We start from the raw sequence: 20718 nt of genomic DNA, 5'->3' as shown, positions 1-20718 counted from the left end.
AGAAAATGATGACCGTTATGGAAACCGACCTGCACAGACTGAAAGTGACCGATCCGTTTTTGGGCCAGTATCAGCAACTGGTGCGCGATGTCGTGATCCCCTATCAATGGGATGCGCTAAACGACCGCATTCCGGAAGCCGATCCGAGTCATGCGATCGACAACTTCCGTATTGCTGCTGGCCTTCAGGAAGGCGAATTTTACGGGATGGTTTTTCAGGACAGCGACGTGGCGAAATGGCTGGAAGCCGTGGCCTGGTCGCTCTGCCAGAAAGCCGATCCTGAACTGGAAAAAACGGCGGATGAGGTGATTGAACTGATCGCCGCCGCGCAGTGCGACGATGGATACCTGAACACCTGGTTCACGGTTAAAGCCCCCGGCGAACGCTGGACGAATCTTGCCGAATGCCATGAGCTTTACACGGCAGGACACATGATTGAAGCCGCCGTCGCCTGGTTTCAGGCCACCGGGAAACGCAATCTGCTTGATGTCGCCTGCCGTCTGGCAGACCACATCGACAGCGTGTTTGGCCCCGGCGAGGGGCAATTGCAGGGCTATGACGGCCACCCGGAAATCGAACTGGCGTTGATGCGTCTTTTTGATGTCACTCAGGAAGCGCGCTATCGCGATTTAGTGAACTACTTTGTCGAGGAGCGCGGGGCACAACCGCACTTTTATGATATCGAGTTTGAAAAACGCGGCGGCACTTGGCACTGGCCGAATCACGGCACGGCATGGATGGTGAAAGATAAACCTTACAGTCAGGCGCATTTGCCGCTGTCGGAACAGCAAACCGCCATTGGCCATGCGGTGCGGTTTGTTTATCTGATGACGGGCGTTGCGCATCTGGCGCGGCTAAGCAACGACGAGAGTAAGCGGCAGGATTGTCTGCGTCTGTGGCAAAACATGGCGCAGCGCCAGCTTTATATTACCGGCGGCATCGGATCGCAGAGCCGGGGCGAGGCGTTCAGCAGCGATTACGATCTGCCAAACGACACCGTTTACGCCGAAAGCTGTGCCTCTATCGGCCTGATGATGTTTGCCCGCCGGATGCTGGAAATGGAGGGCGACAGCCAGTATGCCGATGTGATGGAGCGTGCGCTTTACAACACCGTGCTGGGCGGGATGGCGCTCGACGGCAAACATTTCTTTTATGTTAACCCGCTGGAAGTGCAGCCTCAGTCGCTGAAGTTCAATCATATTTATGACCACATTCAGCCGGTTCGCCAGCGCTGGTTCGGCTGCGCCTGCTGCCCGCCTAACATTGCGCGGGTACTGACCTCGCTCGGTCATTACATTTATACGCCACGCGAGGATGCGCTGTTTATTAACCTGTACGTCGGCAACAGCGTGGATATTCCGGTGGGCAATGACACGCTGCGACTGCGGATCTCCGGCAATTATCCGTGGCAGGAAGAAGTCAGCATTCACATTGATTCGCCGCAGCCGGTTCAGCACACGCTGGCGCTGCGTTTGCCCGACTGGTGCCCGGATGCGAAAGTCAGCCTCAACGGAGAAGCCGCCGCAGGCGAGGTGAAAAAAGGCTATCTGCACCTCAACCGCGCCTGGCGTGAGGGCGACACCCTGACGCTGACGCTGCCGATGCCCGTGCGCCGCGTTTACAGCAATCCGCTGGTGCGCCATCTGGCAGGCCGGGTCGCCGTACAGCGCGGGCCGCTGGTCTATTGTCTGGAACAGGCCGACAACGGTGAAAACTTGCATAACGTCTGGCTGCCGAAAGAGAGCACCTTTACCTGCTTTGAAGGCAAAGGCATTTTTGCTCATAAAATCCTGATCCAGGCCGACGGGTATAAACACGCTTCTGTGCAGCCGGAGCAGCAATCGCTCTGGCATTACGACGTGTCTCCTGCCACTCAGCAACCGCAAACCCTGACGTTTATTCCCTGGTTTAGCTGGGCCAATCGTGGCGAAGGTGAAATGCGCATCTGGATAAACGAGGCTTAAGCGAAAGGCAGGCCACCCTCTGGCCTGCCGTTACTTTTCTGGTAGATGGAAAATCTCATTAACGTCCTGCATACTCTGAACGTGTCCAACAGGGGAACAGAATATGAGCAAGGAAGAGATGTCCACTATTGAAATCAAACGCGTTAAAGCCAGCAGTATTTACCGGTTGCTCCTCATCGGCCTCGGCATTCCCCTTGGGATACTGAGCTTTATCTATGGCGTACTCGGTTGTTTCGGCTATGACACCGTTGCCTGGAACAATGAGCCGGTCCATGGCCTGTTAGCACTCCCGGTTGGGCTGTTAACCGGCTTACTGGTGACCGTCATTATCACGTTCGTCATGGGATCGCTTGCCTGCCTCGGCCTGTGGATTTACAGCCGCTTCCGCCGTCTGGAAATTAAAGTGATTGTTTGAATATCACCATGCGCGCAGCCTCGGCCAGAAAAGCACTGCGATTGCTAAAGCCGGGGTTATCGCGCACGAAACTGTCAATCCGGTTAAGTAAACGCTTTGGCAGGGTGATATTGATACGTTCAGCCCTGCCATCAAACTGATTCATATTGATATCCACCAGCAGCCATTGACCACCGATAAAATCGTCCGGGTGTGCTTCAATGTGTTTTTCAACGGCGTCAGCAGCAGGGATTTCCTGATCCTTTTCGCAAAGCAATTCAAAGTGGGCAGTCAGAGCATGTCTGGCATCCTGAAAGGCGTCATCCAGGGTTTCCCCTGCGAAAAAGCAGCCCGGAACATCCGGGAAAAACCCGCTGGCGCTGCCGTCAGCGTCGGAATGGATATAGGCCGGATAAAACATAACGCCTCCTGAAATTTACTTTTTGATGCCCGCCTGCCGCCATATCTGCGTCAGCGTTCCCGGTTTGATGTCTTTGCGCGGATGGGGAACCGTGACCAGCCCAGGAAGTACTGGGTGATGAAATTGATGGTGGCTTCCCCGGATACGAACCTGTACCCACCCGTACTGCCTGAGAATGACAATAACGTCAGCGCTTTTCACATCCTTGCCCTCATCCTGAGCATACACATAGTACACACCTTCACTGTTTATGCCCATTATGGTAGCGCCGAAAATACGCGGTTTCCGTCATAAAATTCATCATCAGGAAGGAGTCTCGCAATCAATCGGACAGGAGGATGTATGCCTACATTTTTCTGCGAGAAGGGTTGGGAATGGTCAGACTTGCAAGCAGGAAACAGGGGGTTGGTTACCCCTCACCCCGGCCCTCTCCCACAGGGAGAGGGGGAAAGGCGGGTCTGTGCCCGGACGGTTCCCTCTCCCTCAGGGAGAGGGGAAAGACGGGTCTGTGCTCGATCTGTCCCCTCTCACTCAGGGAGAGGGGGAAAGGTGGGTCCGTGCTCGATCTGTCCCCTCTCCCTGGGGGAGAGGGTTAGGGTGAGGGTGTACGTACGGGCTTTAAAAAAGACCTAACGGTTTATCGGAGTAACTGACCAGCAGGCATTTGGTTTGCTGGTAGTGGTTGAGCATCATTTTATGGGTTTCGCGCCCGATGCCGGACTGTTTGTAGCCGCCGAAAGCGGCGTGTGCCGGGTACGCGTGGTAGCAGTTGGTCCAGACGCGTCCGGCCTGAATGCCGCGCCCCATCTTGTACGCCAGATTACCGTTGCGGCTCCAGACGCCTGCGCCCAGACCGTACTGGGTGTCGTTGGCCAGTTCCAGCGCGTCGTCCATGGTTTTAAAGGTGGTGACCGCCAGCACCGGGCCGAAAATCTCCTCCTGAAAAACGCGCATATTATTGCTGCCTGACAGGATCGTTGGCTCCAGATAGAAGCCCTCTTTAAGATCGCCATCCAGCCGTTTGCGTCGCCCGCCGGTCAGAATATCCGCGCCCTCTTTTTTACCGATATCGATATAGTTGAGGATGGTTTCCATCTGCCCCTGCGACACCTGCGCGCCCATCTGGGTGGCGCTGTCGAGCGGATTACCGCAGCGAATGCTTTCCACCCGGCGGATAGCGCGTTCCATAAAGCGCTCGTAGATCGACTCCTGCACCAGCGCGCGGCTCGGGCAGGTGCAGACCTCCCCCTGATTAAAGGCGAACAGCGCAAAGCCTTCCAGCACCTTGTCGAAGTAAGCGTCCTCTTCTTCCATCACGTCGGCAAAGAAAATGTTTGGCGATTTGCCGCCCAGCTCCAGCGTCACCGGAATAATGTTTTGCGTGGCGTACTGCATGATTTGCTGGCCGACCTCGGTGGAACCGGTAAAGGCGACTTTGGCGATGCGGTTAGACGTCGCCAGATATTCGCCAATCTCACCGCCCGCGCCATTCACCACGTTAATGACGCCAGGCGGGAGTAAATCCCCCACCAGCTCCATCAGCAGCAGCACCGAAAGCGGCGTCAGCCGCGCGGGTTTGAGCACGACGCAGTTCCCGGCAGCCAGTGCCGGGGCCATCTTCCAGCTCGCCATCAGCAGCGGGAAATTCCACGGAATAATTTGCCCGACCACGCCGAGTGGCTCGTGGAAGTGGTAGGCCACGGTTTCACTGTCAAGCTCGCTGATGCCGCCCTCCTGGGCACGAATGCACGAGGCGAAATAGCGAAAATGATCGATAGCCAGCGGCACGTCGGCTCCGCTGGTTTCGCGGATAGGCTTGCCGTTATCCCAGGTTTCCGCCGTTGCCAGCAGATCGATATTTTGCTCCATGCGGTCGGCGATTTTTAACAGGATTGCCGCGCGGTCCTGCACTGAGGTGCTGCCCCACTTCGCTTTTGCTTTGTGCGCCGCATCCAGCGCCAGATCGATATCGCGGCTCCCGGAACTGGCGATCTCACACAGCGGCTGGCCGGTGATGGGCGTCAGGTTCTGGTAATACTCACCGCTGACCGGGGCCACCCAGTCGCCGCCGATAAAGTTGTCATAACGTGATTTTAACGTGAGGGGATAACCGTACTCACCCGGATGAATGCGGTCAGAAGGAGGATTATTGCTCATGGCCGTCTCCTGGCAGGGATCTCCTGTAAGCGTAGACGCTACTGGTCAATATATGCTCACACGTTCACCGCTTTACGACGCCGTTCACGTATTACCTTACTTTACGTTTTCCCCGCTGGGCTGAGCCATACTTAAGCCAGGCGGTCATACAAGGAAACCATCCTATGCAGTATTTTATTGGCTTCGATGTGGGAGGAACCCACATCAAACACGGCGTGATCGATGAGAACGGCGAAGAGCTGGTTTCGGATGAATATGACACGCCGGAAGACGTTGAGACCTTTAAACAGAAATGGAAAGAGGTGGTCGGGAAGTACCAGAGCGAGCATGAGATTGCCGCTATCGGCGTGAGTTTTCCGGGCTATATCAATATCAATACCGGCATCGCCAGCAAAGCCGGGGCGCTGGATTATATGGACGGCATGGATCTGAAAGCGCTGTTTGCCGACCTCTCCGACCTGCCACTGGTTATTGAAAACGACGCCAACAGTGCTGCCCTCGGCGAGCGCTGGCGTGGTGCCGGGCAGGAGTATGAAAATTTTGTCTGTATTACCGTCGGCACCGGCATTGGTGGCGGCATTATTTTTAACGGTGGCCTTTACCGGGGCGTGCATTTTCGCGCCGGGGAGTTTGGCGTAATGCCGGTGGGGAATAACGGCGAGTGTATGCATGAGGTCGCCTCCGCCAGCGGGCTGATGGACGCCTGCCGCCGGGCGCTGGCGCTGTCGGTTGATGAGATGCCGCACGGCAAAGAAATTTTCGAGCGCATGGACAGCGACGTGCACCTGCGCGAAGCGGTGAATCAGTGGGCGCTGTTCCTTTCGCGCGGGATCTACAGCGTGATTTCTATGTATGACCCGCAGGTGGTGCTGATTGGCGGGGGCTTAAGCGAGCAGGAAAAGGTGTATCAACTGCTCGACCGTCATCTGGAAACTTTTGAAATGTGGGACGCGCTAAAAGTGCCCATTCTGCCCTGCAAGCTGGGTAACCAGGCGGGCAGACTGGGCGCGGTGTGGCTGGCAAAACAGCACGCCGAAGAGAAGACGGGTTAACCGGCGGGCGGGAACAGCAGTGCGTCCCGCAGCAGGTGATCGTTACCCCGGCGGCGGGTGAAGCCGATGCGGTCAAAATACTCGAGGATCTGGATAGCCAGTTTGCGACCGACGTTCAGCTTGTCGCGGAAATCTGCCGCACTGGTGGAGCCCTGCACCTGATCCAGCTCGCGGATCAGACTGGCAAAGGCCACGATCCGATCGTTGCGGTAGTAGCGATCTTTTACGATCGCCGTAATCAGCCCCTGCTGCGCCGCCTGGCGCGTCAGGGCGCGCATTGTCTGTTCATCGCTGCCCGTTTCCCGCGCCAGATCGCGCACCCACCACGGCTCCTCGCCAAACAGCGGGAATGTTTTTTCCCATAGTTCAGCCTGCTCAGCGGTAAATCCGGCTTTATGATCCGGCAGATGCAGCCACCCGTGATGGCTATGGATGGTGCCGCTCTCGCGCATCCGTTCAATCAGCGTCAACACCAGCGCGTCATCTTCCATCGGCAGCGCCATGCGCCGCAGACGCTCCCGCCCCGGACCTGGCTCATCTTTATGCTGCTCATGATAGAGCGCGAGCGTGTCCAGCAGTTTGCGCTGCCAGCGCGCGGCCATGGCTGCGCTCAGTACATTTTCCCCCGCCTGAACGGGTGCCGCCGCCTGGGTTAACGTTTCAAGACCAGCGCGGTTAAGCTGGCGCGCCCAGCCAAAGGTTGCCTGCGACACCGCCCCGCGCGACAGATGCACCTCCAGCGCCTGAGCGTCATTTTCTGCGGCGGACAGCGCGTTCAGCCAGTTCAGATACTCTTCGCGGCGCTTGCCGCGACGGGGTGGGTTAAGCGCCACCACCCGCGCACCCGCGAGCGTCGTGCGGGCGGATATGTCACGCAGCACCAGGCGATCGTTATCCGCCAGCCACAGCGGGCTGTCGAGCACCAGTTCGGCCAGCGTATCGGTCAGCAGCGAGACGCGCCCGGTGATATGGCTGGCGGCGTGGTGAAGGTGCAGCGGCTGCCACTGGGAAAGCGGCGCGTGGGTGTCGAGCGCCACAATCACCCGCGTGGCCGGTTCGGTCGGTCTTTCCGAAAGCAGCCAGTCGCCGCGATGCAGTTCCTCTTTTTGTGCATCACCGACAATATTCAGCGCGATACGCTGACCGCCGTGGGCACGATCGGTCGGCTGATTTTGCGCATGCAGGCCGCGCACGCGTACCGGTTTGTTCACCCCGGTCAGCCACAGCGTGTCGCCCACGCGGACATCGCCGGACAGCGCCGTGCCGGTCACCACCAGCCCGGCCCCTTTCACGCTGAAGGCGCGGTCGATAGCAAGACGAAAACGGTGCTGCGCTTCCTGCGCCCGTTCAGGCAGATTCAGCAGGTGCTCGCGCAACTCATCAATGCCGCGCTGCTCAGGAGCGGCGGTGATAAAAATCGCCGCACCGGTAAAGCCAAATTCCGTGAGCGTAGCGTTCACCTCTCCGCGCACCTGATTGATACGAGCCTCATCTACCCGGTCGGCTCGTGTCAGCGCCACGGTCAGGGAAGGCTTGCCGGTGAGCTGTAAAATCGCGAGATGCTCGCGGGTCTGCGGCATCACGCCGTCATCACAGGCCACCACCAGCAGGGCATGATCGATGCCGCCAATGCCCGCCAGCATATTGGCGAGAAATTTTTCATGGCCGGGAACGTCGATAAATCCGGGTATGCGACCGTCCGGCTGGGGCCAGTAGGCGTAGCCCAGATCGATGGTCATGCCGCGCTTTTTCTCTTCCGGCAGACGGTCGGCGTTAACGCCCGTGATCGCTTCAAGCAGCGTGGTTTTGCCGTGATCGACATGTCCGGCGGTGGCGATAATCATTTCAGTAGCATCTCCAGAAAACGGGTTTCATCCTCAAGGCAGCGCAGATCCAGCCACAGGCGGCCATCGGTGATGCGCCCGATCACCGGTTGCGGACGCGCGCGTAATGACGCAGCCAGCGCCTGCGTCTGGCTGCCGCGTCCATCGCGTGGGGTAAAGGTCAGTGCCGCGCCCGGCAGCCGGTCGACCGGCAGCGAGCCGCTGCCGATCTGTGACAGACAGTCTTCAACCTGCACAATAAAGTCAGGGAAATGTGGCGCGATGGCAGGCAGCAATGCCTGCGCCTGAGCGCGGATTTCCGCCTGCGGGCGACTCAGCAGGCGCAGCGTTGGCAGCGTTTGCGTCAGTTTTTCCGGGTGCAGATAAAGCTGGAGCGTGGCTTCCAGTGCGGCGAGGGTCATTTTATCGGCGCGCAGCGCGCGCTTGAGCGGGTGCTGTTGCAGGCGGGCGATCAGCGCCTTTTTGCCGACGATAATCCCGGCCTGCGGGCCGCCGAGTAGTTTATCGCCGGAGAAGCTGACGAGGCTCACGCCCGCCGCAATCAGCGCCTGCGGCATCGGCTCAGCGGGCAGGCCCCAGGCGGTTAAATCGATAAGCGATCCGCTGCCCAGATCCGCGATAACCGGCACGCCCAGCTCGTCGCCCAGGGCCACCAGTTCCGCTTCATCCACTGCTTTGGTAAAGCCTTCAATATGATAATTGCTGGTGTGGACTTTCATCAGCAGGGCGGTGTTGTCATTGACCGCCGCACGGTAATCTTTGGCGTGCGTGCGGTTGGTGGTGCCGACCTCATGCAGGGTACAACCCGCCTGGCGCATCACGTCGGGAATGCGAAACGCACCGCCGATTTCCACCAGTTCACCGCGCGAGACGACCACTTCCTGACCGCTGGCCGTTGCCGCCAGCATCAGCAGCACCGCCGCCGCGTTATTATTCACGATACAGGCATCTTCGGCCCCGGTGAGGCGACACAGCAGTTGCGCCAGCCCGCTGTCACGATGACCGCGCCCGGCCCCGTCCAGATCATACTCCAGCGACACCGGCGAACGCATCGCCTGTGTCACCGCCTCAATCGCCGCTTCCGCCTGGATTGCCCGCCCCAGATTGGTGTGCAGCACCGTGCCGGTCAGGTTAATCACCGGGCGAATGGCGCTGCGCGTGGCGTCATCGAGATGCTGACGCACAGCCTGCGCCCAGTCGTCACACCAGGCGGGTAAAGCCTGATGAGTATGAATGGCGGCGCGGGCATCGGCCTGCAACTGGCGCAGGGTATCAACGACACGGCTGTGACCAAAATCGGCCAGTAATGGGGCGAATGCGGCATCGCGCAACAGGCGATCGGTGGCAGGTATCTGGCTGAAAAGCGAACGGGTTTCAGGGATCATGAAAAAGCCTTGCGGTGGTTTCCCCTCCGCCGGGGAAGGGTTCGACGTGAGGGGATTGTACAGCGAGTTGGCTCAGGCTGTCATAACGCGCGTCAAGCCTTGGGCGGTTCGGTGCGGGCGAAACTTTCGCGCTGGAAGAGGGTTTCGACAAGTTTAATCAGGCCGGGGCGGTCAACGCACCAGCCCGGCGAAACGCGGCGGAAATTGATGTAGCCAATTGCGCAGGCCACGGCGATGTTCGCCACATTCAGAGGTTCGGCCTGCAAGGTGCCGTCGGTAACGTAGCCTTCGAGCGCATCCAGCCCCCGGCTAATCTTTTCCCGCTGGCGCAGCAGTTCGGTTTCAGATTGCTGGGCTACCGGGCGCGCCTGCTCGCGTACCGACACCAGCGCCGCATCCATAATGCCATCGGCCAGCGCCTCAATCTGGCGCATCTTTAATGACGCCTGCGGTTCGCGCGGCAGCATCTCCGGGGCGATATCCAGTAATTCCAGATATTCCGCGATCAGCGGCGAGTCGTACCACACTTCACCGTCATCAGTGACCAGCGCAGGTACTTTGCCCAGCGGGTTGTACTGCGACACGCCATTTTCCGCGTTGTACGGCAGCTCGTTAACAAACTCAAAAGTGATCCCTTTCTCCAGCAGGATGACAGAGATCTTACGCACGAAGGGGCTGGTATAACTGCCGATCAGTTTCATGGCCGTGTCCTTTTATCGCCGGTAAAAGAAGATTATGGCCCACGGAAAAGCAAAAGGCAGGTGGGGTTTTCATAAATATGAGAACTCAGCGCCCAGGCCGGACGGCTTCAGGAGCCCTTACACCTTTGCGGCCTCATCTTCTATTTTCCCGGCAGGTTACTCAATTACGTTATTTCACACTGTGATTAAGAAAATACGCAAACGTGAATCCTGTCGAAAAATACGCACAGAAATTTATCGTAATGAATGCGGTGCAGAGCACTTACTTATTGTAAGGCTGTACGGAAAAGCCCCGCCAGATAACCTCTGAGAGACCTTTGCCCCCGTGGTCACAGAAATAAGAAAACATAATTAATTAATGTAAAAACATAATAGACGCTACGCGGGGTTCTGTGTGAGAAAGTATTTCCTATTCACAAAAGATGCAGGAGATGTGATTAAAATGAGTAGAAACATAATACAGCGCTCGCACGATGAATATCATAAATTAACGCGCGGGGAACGTATTGGTTATGGAATGGGTGATTTCGCTCAGAACCTTGTTTTCGGTACCATAGGAGGTTTTCTTGCTCTTCACATGTTGACTGTAAATACCATCAGCACAGCAACCGCAGGGTTTATTTTTCTTTTTGTTCGCATCATTAATGTTTTTTGGGACCCGATGGTCGGCACCTATGTTGACAAAAGGACGTCAGCAGCCGGGAAATATCGCCCATGGTTGTTAAGAGCCGGTATCCCGCTCGTTATTCTTGCCGCTTTACTTTTTGCCCCTATTCCTGGCGTCAGAGGTTCTGTCCCTTTCGCATTTATTATTTATTTGGCCCTCGATTTAATTTATTCCGTGGTGAATATTCCTTATGGTTCTCTCAATGCTTCTTTGACCAGAGATCCGGAATCAATTGATAAACTGACCAGTACGCGCATGATGCTGGCCAACAGCGCCAACCTTCTTGTCTATACCCTGTTCCCCATGTTTGTACAAATGGCCGCCCCCAAAGATCGCAGCCTCAAGGACACAGGTTTTTTTGGCCTGAAACTTAATCTGGGTAACTATACCGATCCCTCTGCCGGCAACGCCTGGTTTGGTGTCTATTCGGTTTATATGATCATTGGCGTTATTGCGCTTTTACTCTGCTATAAATTAACCAAAGAACGTGTTGTCGCGACAGAAGAACAAACGGCTAATGTAAAAGCGACAGATTTATTCCTTGAACTCAAAAACAATCGACCGCTTGTTATTCTCGGTCTTTTCTTCATGCTGACCTTTACCTTTATGTTCTTTATGAACACGGTTAATGGCTTCTTCAATCAGTTTGTGGTCGGCCATTCAGAATGGATGGGCGCGGTGGGCCTCGTCGCCTCAATTCCGGGTATTTTATTCCCCGTTTTTTGGCCACGACTCAAGAAAAAATTTGGTAAAAAAGGGTTCTTCCATCTCTTTTTGGGGATGTTTATCGCAGGCGAATTGTTGACTTACGTTTGGTCACTCGATGGAATGCATGATGCGCTGTGGCTTGCTTACATCGCCACATTCATTAAGCAATGGGGCTTAACGTCGGCTACCGGCTTCATGTGGGCTCTGGTGCCTGAAGTCATTGCTTATGGCGAATTAAAATCCGGCAAGCGCAATGCGGCAATCATCAATGCCATTATGGGGATATTTTTCAAGATTGGTTTTACTATTGGCGGCGCTGTTCCACTTTGGTTGCTGGCCGTTTATGGCTTTAGCGAAACAGATGTTCATCAACATGCCAATGCGATCGCGGGAATAAATATGACAGCGATTTGGATCCCAATCATGTTAGCCGTGGTGTCGATGATCGCCATTCAACTCTATCCAATCTCAGATGAAAACGTTACGGATATTAACCGTCGTCTTGATGAGATTCGCATATAGTTTAAAAATCCCTAATAAATAAAAACAACAGATTTTAAAAAGGTAAAAAGATATGTCACTTATTCAAAACCCTGTACTGCCTGGATTTAATGCCGACCCAAGTATTATTCGTGTGGAAGGCACCTACTATATCGCAAATTCTACCTTTGAGTGGTTTCCTGGCGTTCGTTTACATGAGTCAAAAGATCTGCAGCACTGGAATCTACTCCCAAGCCCATTGTCAACGACCACGCTTTTAGAGATGAAAGGGAATCCTTCCTCGGGGGGAATTTGGGCTCCCGCACTCTCTTATGCCGACGGAAAATTCTGGTTAGTTTATACGGATGTGAAAATTACCGAAGGTGCTTTCAAAGATATGACCAATTATCTGACCACCGCCACCGATATTCGTGGCCCCTGGACAGATCCCATTAAACTCAATGGCGTTGGTTTTGATGCTTCGCTGTTCCATGACGAAGATGGCCGTAAATATTTGGTACAACAGACCTGGGATCACCGGGAATATCGTCACCCCTTTAATGGCATCACGTTAACGGAACTTGATACAAAGTCACTGAAATTAAGACCGGAAACTGCACGCACTATTTATCGGGGCACTGCCGTGGCACTGGTTGAGGGGCCACATCTCTATAAACTCAACGGATATTATTATCTTTTCGCCGCTCAGGGGGGCACCGTATTTACCCACCAGGAAGTTGTTGCGCGTTCAAAAACGCTCGACGCCAACAGTTTTGAGACACAGCCTGGGGACGTTTTCTTAACCAACGTGGATACCCTGGACAGCTATATTCAAAAACAGGGGCATGGCAGTTTGGTTTCAACCCCCCAGGGTGAATGGTATTACGCCTCGCTGTGTGCTCGTCCGTGGAACCGGGCCGGTGAATCTGCTTATGATCCGCGTGGCTGGTCAACACTTGGCAGAGAGACGTCTATCCAAAAAGTTTACTGGGATGACGAGGGCTGGCCGCGCATTGTCGGCGGCCACGGCGGAAAAACGTTTGTTGAAGGGCCAAAAGACGCCATTTATACCGAAAGCGCAAAAGATCACAGTCAGTACGATGACTTTAAAAGTCCGACCCTCGATCTCAACTGGAACACCCTTCGCGTCCCGTTCACCGAAAAAATGGGGACCACAGGCGATGGAAAGCTGACGTTAACTGGACAAGGCTCTTTAGCAAATACGCATGACTTATCGCTTATTGCCCGACGCTGGCAGGCCTTCTATTTTGATGCGCAGGTTAAAATCAAATTTAATCCGTTTACTTATCAACAAATGGCCGGGTTAACGAATTACTATAATGACCGCCACTGGAGCTTTATTTTCATCACCTGGAATGAGCTTAATGGCCCGGTGATCGAAACAGGCGAAAATAACCGCGGGAAATATACGTCTTATCTGAAAGATGACGCCATTAAGATCCCGGAAGGGACGGAATATGTCTGGTTCCGCACGAAAGTTCGCAAGGAAACGTACACCTACGAATACAGTTTTGACGGGACAACCTTTATTGAAATCCCGGTCAAATTAGATGCCGCCGTGCTTTCTGACGACTATGTACTGCAAAGTTATGGCGGATTCTTTACCGGGGCGTTTGTTGGTCTTGCGGTAGTGGACTACTCCGGTTACTCCGCCAGCGCAGATTTTTATCATTTCGAATATAAAGAGCTGGGTGATTCATTAACTGAAAATGACACTTATAGCTGGCAAGCAAGTGAATCACGCTTTGATTAATTCCTGAAGATAATGCGTGCGACCCCCGGTCATTAATGTGAGCGACCGGGGTGGCCGCATGCTGCGAGCGGTCCGTTTTATCCCCCTCCTCTATGCTGTAACTGAGTTACAGATCGTTTTTTAACCTGGACCACAATTTGTAATAGATCACATTAAGAAAAGTCCTGGCAAAAATATATTGTGATGCTCATCACAAATAAATAACAAAGTAGCGGATCGCAAATGTGATTAACATCACATTAACGCCCCAGAAGCGCTGCTGTTTTACGCTTTGTACTTTTTTTACACTTATGATTTGTGATCGGCGTCACTCTAAAACAGGCATAGTCCCCTATATTAATGTGATCTAAATCACGCAAAAGGGCGCTGGCTGGACAGCTGAACGATTCAGTGCCAGATTTCGCCACACATATCATGGGTCCGGCTACCTCTGCCGCCACGTTAACAACAAAACCTCGGGCTTCCGGCCTGTGCGATAGCAAACATAAGAAGGGGTGTTTTATGTCATCCGATATCAAGATCAGAGTGCAAAGCTTTGGTCGCTTCCTTAGCAACATGGTAATGCCCAATATCGGCGCGTTTATCGCGTGGGGTATTATCACCGCATTGTTTATTCCAACAGGATGGTTGCCGAACGAAACGCTGGCGAAACTTGTCGGCCCGATGATTACTTATCTGCTGCCGCTGCTCATCGGTTTTACCGGTGGTCGTCTGGTCGGTGGCGATCGCGGTGGCGTGGTCGGTGCAATCACTACCATGGGTGTGATTGTGGGTGCAGATATGCCGATGTTCCTCGGCGCAATGATTGCAGGTCCGCTGGGCGGCTGGGCGATCAAACGTTTTGACGTGTGGGTTGACGGTAAGATCAAATCCGGTTTTGAAATGCTGGTGAATAACTTCTCCGCTGGCATCATCGGTATGATCCTCGCCATCCTTGCGTTCCTCGGCATTGGTCCGGCGGTTGAAGTGCTCTCTAAAGCACTGGCGGCGGGCGTTAACTTCATGGTTGTCCATGACATGCTGCCGCTGGCGTCTATCTTTGTTGAACCGGCGAAAATCCTGTTCCTCAACAACGCCATCAACCACGGTATTTTCTCACCGCTGGGTATTCAGCAGTCTCATGACCTCGGCAAGTCCATCTTCTTCCTGATTGAAGCAAACCCGGGTCCGGGTATGGGCGTTCTGCTGGCGTACATGTTCTTCGGTCGCGGCAGCGCTAAACAGTCTGCTGGCGGCGCGGCTATCATCCACTTCCTGGGTGGTATCCACGAAATTTACTTCCCGTATGTGCTGATGAACCCGCGTCTGCTGCTGGCTGTTATCCTCGGCGGTATGACTGGCGTGTTCACGCTGAGCGTGCTGGATGGTGGTCTGGTGTCTCCGGCGTCTCCGGGTTCAATCCTGGCGGTGCTGGCAATGACGCCGAAAGGCGCTTACTTCGCTAACCTCGCGGCTATCTTCGCGGCGCTGGCAGTCTCCTTCGTTATCTCTGCCATTCTGCTGAAAACCAGCAAAGTGAAAGAAGAAGATGACATTGAAGCGGCGACCCGTCGCGTTCAGGAAATGAAAGCGGAATCCAAAGGCGCAACGCCTCTGGCAGCGGGCGATGTGTCTAACGACCTGAGCCACGTGCGTAAAATCATTGTTGCCTGTGATGCCGGTATGGGTTCCAGCGCAATGGGTGCAGGTGTTCTGCGTAAGAAAGTTCAGGATGCGGGTCTGTCTAACATCTCCGTGACCAACAGCGCGATTAACAGCCTGCCGGCGGATGTGGATCTGGTGATTACTCACCGCGATCTGACCGAGCGTGCGATGCGCCAGGTTCCGCAGGCACAGCATATTTCGCTGACTAACTTCCTCGACAGCGGCCTGTACAGCAATCTGACTGAGCGTCTGGTTGCGGCGCAACGCCACACGGAAAACGAAACCAAAGTTCGCTCCAGCCTGCAGGACAGCTTTGATGAGAGCAACAGCCATCTGTTCAAGCTGGGCGCAGAAAACATCTTCCTGGGCCGCACAGCGAGCACCAAAGAAGAAGCGATTCTGTTTGCCGGTGAGCAACTGGTGAAAGGCGGTTACGTTGAGCCTGAGTACGTTCAGGCGATGCTGGATCGTGAAAAACTGACCCCAACCTACCTGGGTGAGTCTATCGCCGTTCCGCACGGCACCGTTGAAGCAAAAGACCGTGTTCTGAAGACTGGCGTGGTATTCTGCCAGTATCCAGCCGGTGTGCGCTTCGGTGAAGAAGAAGACGATATCGCCCGCCTGGTGATTGGTATTGCTGCCCGTAACAACGAGCACATTCAGGTGATTACCAGCCTGACCAATGCCCTGGACGACGAAACGGTGATTGAGCGTCTGGCGCAGACCCAGAGCGTTGACGAAGTGCTGGCGCTGCTGAACAAGTAACGCCGCCCTCACCCCGGCCCTCTCCCCCAGGAGAGGGAGAAAAGCGGGGTACTCCGGCCCTCTCCCTCAGGAGAGGAGAAAAGCGGGGTACTCCGGCCCTCTCCCTCAGAAGAGGGAGAAAAGCGGGGTACTCCGGTCCTCTCCCTCAGGAGAGGAGAAAAGCGGGGTACGGGGCACAATCTATTCCCTCTCCCATTGGGAGAGGGTTAGGGTGAGGGGAAAAGTAGGTCTCCTCACCCCAGCCCTCTCGGGTAAAAACATTGATGAAGGTTAATTCTATGAAAGCATTACATTTTGGCGCAGGTAATATCGGACGAGGTTTCATCGGCAAACTGCTGGCGGACGCGGGGATTGAGCTGACATTCGCCGATGTGAATCAGGTGGTTCTCGACGCCCTGAATGCCCGTCATAGCTATCAGGTTCACGTTGTCGGTGAAAATGAGCAGGTGGACACCGTTTCTGGCGTTAACGCGGTGAGCAGCATCGGTGACGATGTGGTAGAGCTGATTGCGCAGGTGGATCTGGTGACCACGGCGGTCGGCCCGGTCGTACTGGAGCGCATCGCGCCTGCTATCGCCAAAGGTCTCGCAAAACGTAAAGCGCAGGGTGTTGATACGCCGCTGAACATCATCGCCTGTGAAAACATGGTGCGCGGCACTACCCAGCTTAAAGGCCACGTCTTTAACGCGCTGGCGGAAGAAGATAAAGCCTGGGTTGAAGAACACGTTGGCTTCGTTGACTCTGCCGTTGACCGCATCGTCCCGCCCTCAGAATCCGCCACCAACGATCCGCTGGAAGTCACGGTTGAAACCTTCAGCGAGTGGATTGTCGATAAGACTCAGTTTAAAGGCGCGCTGCCGAATATTCCGGGCATGGAACTGACCGATAACCTGATGGCGTTCGTGGAGCGCAAGCTGTTCACGCTGAACACCGGCCATGCCATTACCGCTTACCTCGGCCAGCAGGCCGGTTTGCAGACCATCCGTGACGCGATTCTTGATGAAAAAATCCGCGCAGTGGTGAAAGGCGCGATGGAAGAAAGCGGCGCGGTGCTGATTAAGCGTTACGGTTTTGACGCCGACAAACACGCAGCCTACATCCAGAAAATCCTTGGCCGTTTTGAAAACCCCTACCTGAAAGATGACGTTGAGCGCGTGGGCCGTCAGCCGCTGCGTAAACTGAGCGCGGGCGACCGTCTGATCAAACCGCTGCTCGGCACCCTGGAATATGGTCTGCCGCATGACAACCTGGTGAAAGGGATCGCGGCCGCAATGCAGTATCGCAGCGAGCAGGACCCGCAGGCTATTGAGCTGGCACAGCTGATCGAAGAAAAAGGCCCGCAGGCCGCGCTGGCGCAGGTTTCTGGTCTGGATGCCGCAAGCGATGTGGTGGCACAAGCGGTAACCGTCTACAACACAAAGGCATGATGCCAAACCCGGCGCGGAGCGATCCGCGCCCGAACAATAGATTGTCGGATATGCAGGCAATAATGGAACAACCCCAGGCCTTTGAAAACCGTGTGCTTGAGCGTCTCAATGCTGGCAAAACCGTACGAAGCTTTCTGATTGCGGCCGTCGAACTCCTGACCGAAGCCGTGAATATTCTGGTGCTTCAGGTATTTCGCAAAGACGATTACGCGGTGAAATACGCAGTGGAGCCGTTGCTGGACGGCGATGGCCCGCTGGGCGATCTCTCTGTGCGTTTAAAGCTCATCTACGGGCTTGGCGTGCTGAGTCGTCATGAGTATGAGGACGCGGAGCTGTTAATGGCGCTGCGTGAAGAGCTTAACCATGACGGCAACGAATATACCTTTACCGATGACGAAATCCTGGGCCCCTTCGGTGAACTGCACTGCGTGAGCGCCCTGCCCCCTGCTCCGCAGTTCGATCTCAGCGACCCGGATTTATACGCGATGCAAAAGCAGCGTTATCAACAGGTTGTACGATCCACGATGGTCCTTTCTTTGACTGAGCTGATCTCCCGCATCAGCCTCAAGAAAGCCTTTCAGAAGTAACCTTGCGCGTATTAGTGTATCCTTAGCGCAATATCTCCCGATTCAGAGTCCAATTGTCATGAAAGAAGTTGAAAAGAATGAAATCAAGCGCCTGAGCGATCGCCTGGATGCCATTCGCCACCAGCAGGCCGAGCTTTCTCTGGTTGAAGCCGCCGATAAATATGCTGAGCTGGAAAAAGAAAAAACGACCATCGAAACAGAAATCGTCCGTCTGCGTGCCGTTCACGGTCACAAGCTCTCTAAAGAAGCGCAAAAATTGCAAGCGATGCCTTTCCGCCGCGCTATCACCAAAAAAGAGCAGGCTGACATGGGCAAGCTGAAAAAAAGCGTGCGTGGTCTGGTGGTGGTGCACCCGATGACCGAACTGGGCCGCGAAATGGGCCTGAAAGAGATGACCGGTTTTTCAAAGACGGATTTTTAAGCGCCCCTTTCAGTTAGTATCAGCCCTGACTTTCATCGGGGCTATTCGCCTTCCTGCCCCCCCACGTAATATTCCCGGCCTATTGGCCCTACCAATTCTTTCCAGAACTCTTCTTCTCTCACAGTTTCACCAATCCAGTTCACAAACACATTGCCTCTTAATAACATTAAATTAACTATTATTCCTGTTCCGCCCGCCGTTAACTGGCAGGGCCACTTTTACACATGACTCCAGCGGAGTGCATTGATGCCTGCCGACGTTATTACGCGCATCCGGGCGCTGATCGAAGAACAACAACTGGAAGCGGGCATGAAGCTCCCCGCAGAGCGGCAACTGGCGGCGCAACTAGGCGTATCCCGCAATTCCCTGCGCGAGGCGCTGGCGAAGCTGGTGAGCGAAGGCGTGCTGTTGAGTCGGCGCGGCGGCGGGACGTTCGTGCGCTGGCAGCATGAAAACTGGCCTGAGCAAACTATTGTCCAGCCGCTGAAAACACTGCTGGCTGACGATCCCGATTACGGTTTCGACATTCTGGAAGCCCGTCATGCCATCGAAGCCAGCACCGCGTGGCATGCGGCATTGCGCGCGACCGACGCTGAAAAAGAAAAAATTAAGCTCTGTTTCGAGGCCAGTCTCTGCGCTGACCCGGACCTGGCTTCACAGGCAGATGTGCGCTTTCACTTAGCCATCGCCGAAGCCTCGCACAATGTGGTGCTGTTGCAGACCATGCGTGGGTTTTTCGATCTGCTGGCCTCGTCGGTAAAACAGAGCCGCCAGCGGATGTATCTCGTTCCGCCCGTTTTTGCGAATCTTACCGAACAGCACCAGGCGGTAATGGACGCCATTTTTGCCGGCAACGCCGATGCCGCGCGCCAGGCGATGATGACGCACCTGGGATTTGTTCACGCCACCCTGAAACAGTTTGATGATGATCAGGCCCGCCAGGCACGCATTACCCGTCTGCCCGGCGATCCCCTCGCCCACTCCAGGAAAAACAACCCATGATTATTTCCGCAGCCAGTGATTATCGCGCCGCCGCCCGGCGCATTCTGCCGCCGTTTTTGTTCCACTACATTGATGGCGGCGCTTACGCGGAGTACACGTTGCGCCGCAACGTTGAGGATTTGGCACAGGTGGCGCTGCGCCAGCGGGTGTTGAAAAACATGGCCGATTTGAGTCTGGAGACCAGGCTGTTTAAGGAAACGCTGTCGATGCCGGTGGCGCTGGCTCCGGTCGGGCTGTGCGGGATGTACGCCAGGCGCGGTGAGGTACAGGCAGCGGCGGCCGCAGATGCGAAAGGCATTCCGTTTACGCTTTCGACCGTTTCGGTCTGCCCGATTGAAGAGGTGGCACCGACCATTAAGCGCCCGATGTGGTTCCAGCTTTACGTGTTGCGCGACCGGGGTTTTATGCGTAATGCGCTGGAGCGCGCCAAAGCCGCCGGGTGCTCGACGCTGGTATTTACCGTCGATATGCCGACGCCGGGCGCACGCTACCGCGATGCTCATTCCGGTATGAGCGGCGCGAATGCGGCAATGCGCCGTTATTTGCAGGCGGTGACGCACCCGCAGTGGGCGTGGGATGTGGGCGTTAACGGGCGTCCGCACGACCTGGGCAATATCTCGACCTATCTGGGGAAACCCACCGGGCTTGAAGATTACATTGGCTGGCTGGCGAATAACTTCGACCCGTCGATCTCGTGGAAAGACCTGGAGTGGATCCGCGAGTTCTGGGACGGCCCGATGGTGATCAAAGGGATCCTCGATCCGGAAGACGCGCGCGACGCGGTGCGTTTCGGCGCTGACGGGATCGTGGTGTCGAATCACGGTGGCCGCCAGCTCGACGGCGTGCTCTCCTCCGCCCGCGCCCTGCCTGCCATTGCTGATGCGGTGAAAGGTGATATTGCGATCCTTGCCGACAGCGGCATCCGTAACGGCCTGGACGTGGTGCGGATGATTGCCCTCGGCGCTGACACCGTGCTACTGGGTAGGGCGTATCTTTACGCGCTCGCCACGCACGGACAGGCAGGGGTAGCGAATCTGCTGAATTTGATTGAAAAAGAGATGCGCGTGGCGATGACGCTAACCGGGGCGAAATCGATTAAAGAGATTACCCCGGAGTTGCTGGTGCAAAACGTGGAGCACGAGTCGGTATTTGCGCCGCTGAAAACGGGTGACGCCGCGTAATCTCCCCCTCACCCCGGCCCTCTCCCCATGGGAGAGGGAGAAAACCCGCAATCCCTCACCCCGGGGAGAGGAAAGTGAATCCGTACGCGATCTGTCCCCTCTCCTGGCGGGAGAAGAAAGTGAAACCGTGCGCGGACTATCCCC

The 20718-nt window shown here is 55.4% G+C and carries 17 protein-coding genes; 11 read left to right on the top strand and 6 right to left on the bottom strand.

The window, feature by feature from the left end; all coding sequences use genetic code 11:
* Positions 1-8: 8 nt before the first annotated feature.
* Together BM373_RS15370 and BM373_RS15365 are read left to right on the top strand one after the other, a co-directional pair.
* Positions 9-1964, top strand: a complete 1956-nt coding sequence (locus tag BM373_RS15370) for a glycoside hydrolase family 127 protein (protein WP_090463049.1) — start codon at positions 9-11, stop codon at positions 1962-1964.
* Between the two features lie 103 nt (positions 1965-2067).
* A complete protein-coding gene (locus tag BM373_RS15365; protein ID WP_090463045.1) occupies positions 2068-2379 on the top strand; it encodes a hypothetical protein in 312 nt (103 codons plus the stop codon).
* Here the strand turns inward: BM373_RS15365 and BM373_RS15360 are convergent.
* From BM373_RS15360 to BM373_RS15350, 3 genes are all read right to left on the bottom strand, one after another.
* Positions 2363-2779, bottom strand: a complete 417-nt coding sequence (locus BM373_RS15360) for a type II toxin-antitoxin system HicB family antitoxin (protein ID WP_090463042.1) — start codon at positions 2777-2779, stop codon at positions 2363-2365. The two genes, BM373_RS15365 and BM373_RS15360, sit on opposite strands and share 17 nt — an antisense overlap.
* A 15-nt stretch (positions 2780-2794) precedes the next feature.
* Positions 2795-2980 carry a type II toxin-antitoxin system HicA family toxin gene (locus tag BM373_RS15355; protein WP_090463266.1) on the bottom strand — a complete coding sequence of 62 codons (186 nt, stop codon included), beginning with the start codon at positions 2978-2980 and terminating at the stop codon, positions 2795-2797.
* 417 nt (positions 2981-3397) lie between these two features.
* Positions 3398-4936, bottom strand: a complete 1539-nt coding sequence (locus tag BM373_RS15350; protein ID WP_090463039.1) for an acetaldehyde dehydrogenase ExaC — start codon at positions 4934-4936, stop codon at positions 3398-3400.
* Between the two features lie 164 nt (positions 4937-5100).
* Between BM373_RS15350 and BM373_RS15345 the strand changes: the two genes are divergently transcribed.
* Positions 5101-5988, top strand: coding sequence for an ROK family protein (locus BM373_RS15345; RefSeq protein ID WP_090463037.1), 888 nt, complete (start codon positions 5101-5103; stop codon positions 5986-5988).
* On the opposite strand, the gene selB is transcribed toward BM373_RS15345, so the two are convergent.
* The 3 genes from selB to BM373_RS15330 all read right to left on the bottom strand — a co-directional run bounded on the left by selB (position 5985) and on the right by BM373_RS15330 (position 9918).
* Positions 5985-7832, bottom strand: coding sequence for a selenocysteine-specific translation elongation factor (gene selB, locus BM373_RS15340; protein ID WP_090463035.1), 1848 nt, complete (start codon positions 7830-7832; stop codon positions 5985-5987). The two genes, BM373_RS15345 and selB, sit on opposite strands and share 4 nt — an antisense overlap.
* Complete coding sequence (gene selA / locus BM373_RS15335; protein ID WP_090463033.1) at positions 7829-9217, bottom strand: L-seryl-tRNA(Sec) selenium transferase; 1389 nt, start codon at positions 9215-9217, stop codon at positions 7829-7831. Before selA ends, selB begins: the two co-directional genes overlap by 4 nt.
* 92 nt (positions 9218-9309) lie before the next feature.
* Complete coding sequence (locus tag BM373_RS15330; RefSeq protein ID WP_090463031.1) at positions 9310-9918, bottom strand: glutathione S-transferase; 609 nt, start codon at positions 9916-9918, stop codon at positions 9310-9312.
* 457 nt (positions 9919-10375) lie between these two features.
* Here BM373_RS15330 and BM373_RS15325 point away from each other — a divergent pair, with 457 nt between their 5' ends.
* From BM373_RS15325 to lldD, 8 genes are all read left to right on the top strand, one after another.
* Positions 10376-11815: an MFS transporter gene (locus BM373_RS15325; RefSeq protein WP_177220158.1), complete on the top strand. Its 1440-nt coding sequence runs from the start codon at positions 10376-10378 to the stop codon at positions 11813-11815.
* Between the two features lie 52 nt (positions 11816-11867).
* Positions 11868-13547 carry a glycoside hydrolase family 43 protein gene (locus BM373_RS15320; protein ID WP_090463024.1) on the top strand — a complete coding sequence of 560 codons (1680 nt, stop codon included), beginning with the start codon at positions 11868-11870 and terminating at the stop codon, positions 13545-13547.
* A 501-nt stretch (positions 13548-14048) separates the two neighbouring features.
* Positions 14049-15956, top strand: coding sequence for a PTS mannitol transporter subunit IICBA (locus BM373_RS15315; protein WP_090463022.1), 1908 nt, complete (start codon positions 14049-14051; stop codon positions 15954-15956).
* 278 nt (positions 15957-16234) lie between these two features.
* Positions 16235-17383, top strand: a complete 1149-nt coding sequence (gene mtlD, locus BM373_RS15310) for a mannitol-1-phosphate 5-dehydrogenase (protein ID WP_090463019.1) — start codon at positions 16235-16237, stop codon at positions 17381-17383.
* Complete coding sequence (gene mtlR / locus BM373_RS15305) at positions 17380-17970, top strand: mannitol operon repressor MtlR (RefSeq protein ID WP_090463017.1); 591 nt, start codon at positions 17380-17382, stop codon at positions 17968-17970. The genes mtlD and mtlR overlap by 4 nt, the downstream gene beginning before the upstream one ends.
* A gap of 58 nt (positions 17971-18028) precedes the next feature.
* Complete coding sequence (locus BM373_RS15300; protein WP_090463014.1) at positions 18029-18391, top strand: YibL family ribosome-associated protein; 363 nt, start codon at positions 18029-18031, stop codon at positions 18389-18391.
* A gap of 246 nt (positions 18392-18637) precedes the next feature.
* Positions 18638-19393, top strand: a complete 756-nt coding sequence (gene lldR, locus BM373_RS15295; protein WP_090463011.1) for a transcriptional regulator LldR — start codon at positions 18638-18640, stop codon at positions 19391-19393.
* Positions 19390-20574 (top strand): FMN-dependent L-lactate dehydrogenase LldD, encoded by a 1185-nt coding sequence (gene lldD, locus BM373_RS15290; protein WP_090463008.1) that lies wholly within the window; start codon positions 19390-19392, stop codon positions 20572-20574. The genes lldR and lldD overlap by 4 nt, the downstream gene beginning before the upstream one ends.
* Positions 20575-20718: the final 144 nt, after the last annotated feature.

It is taken from the genome of Enterobacter sp. kpr-6 (assembly GCF_900116015.1).
Classification (GTDB): domain Bacteria; phylum Pseudomonadota; class Gammaproteobacteria; order Enterobacterales; family Enterobacteriaceae; genus Enterobacter_D.
This window is presented reverse-complemented; position numbering and strand designations above follow the sequence as displayed.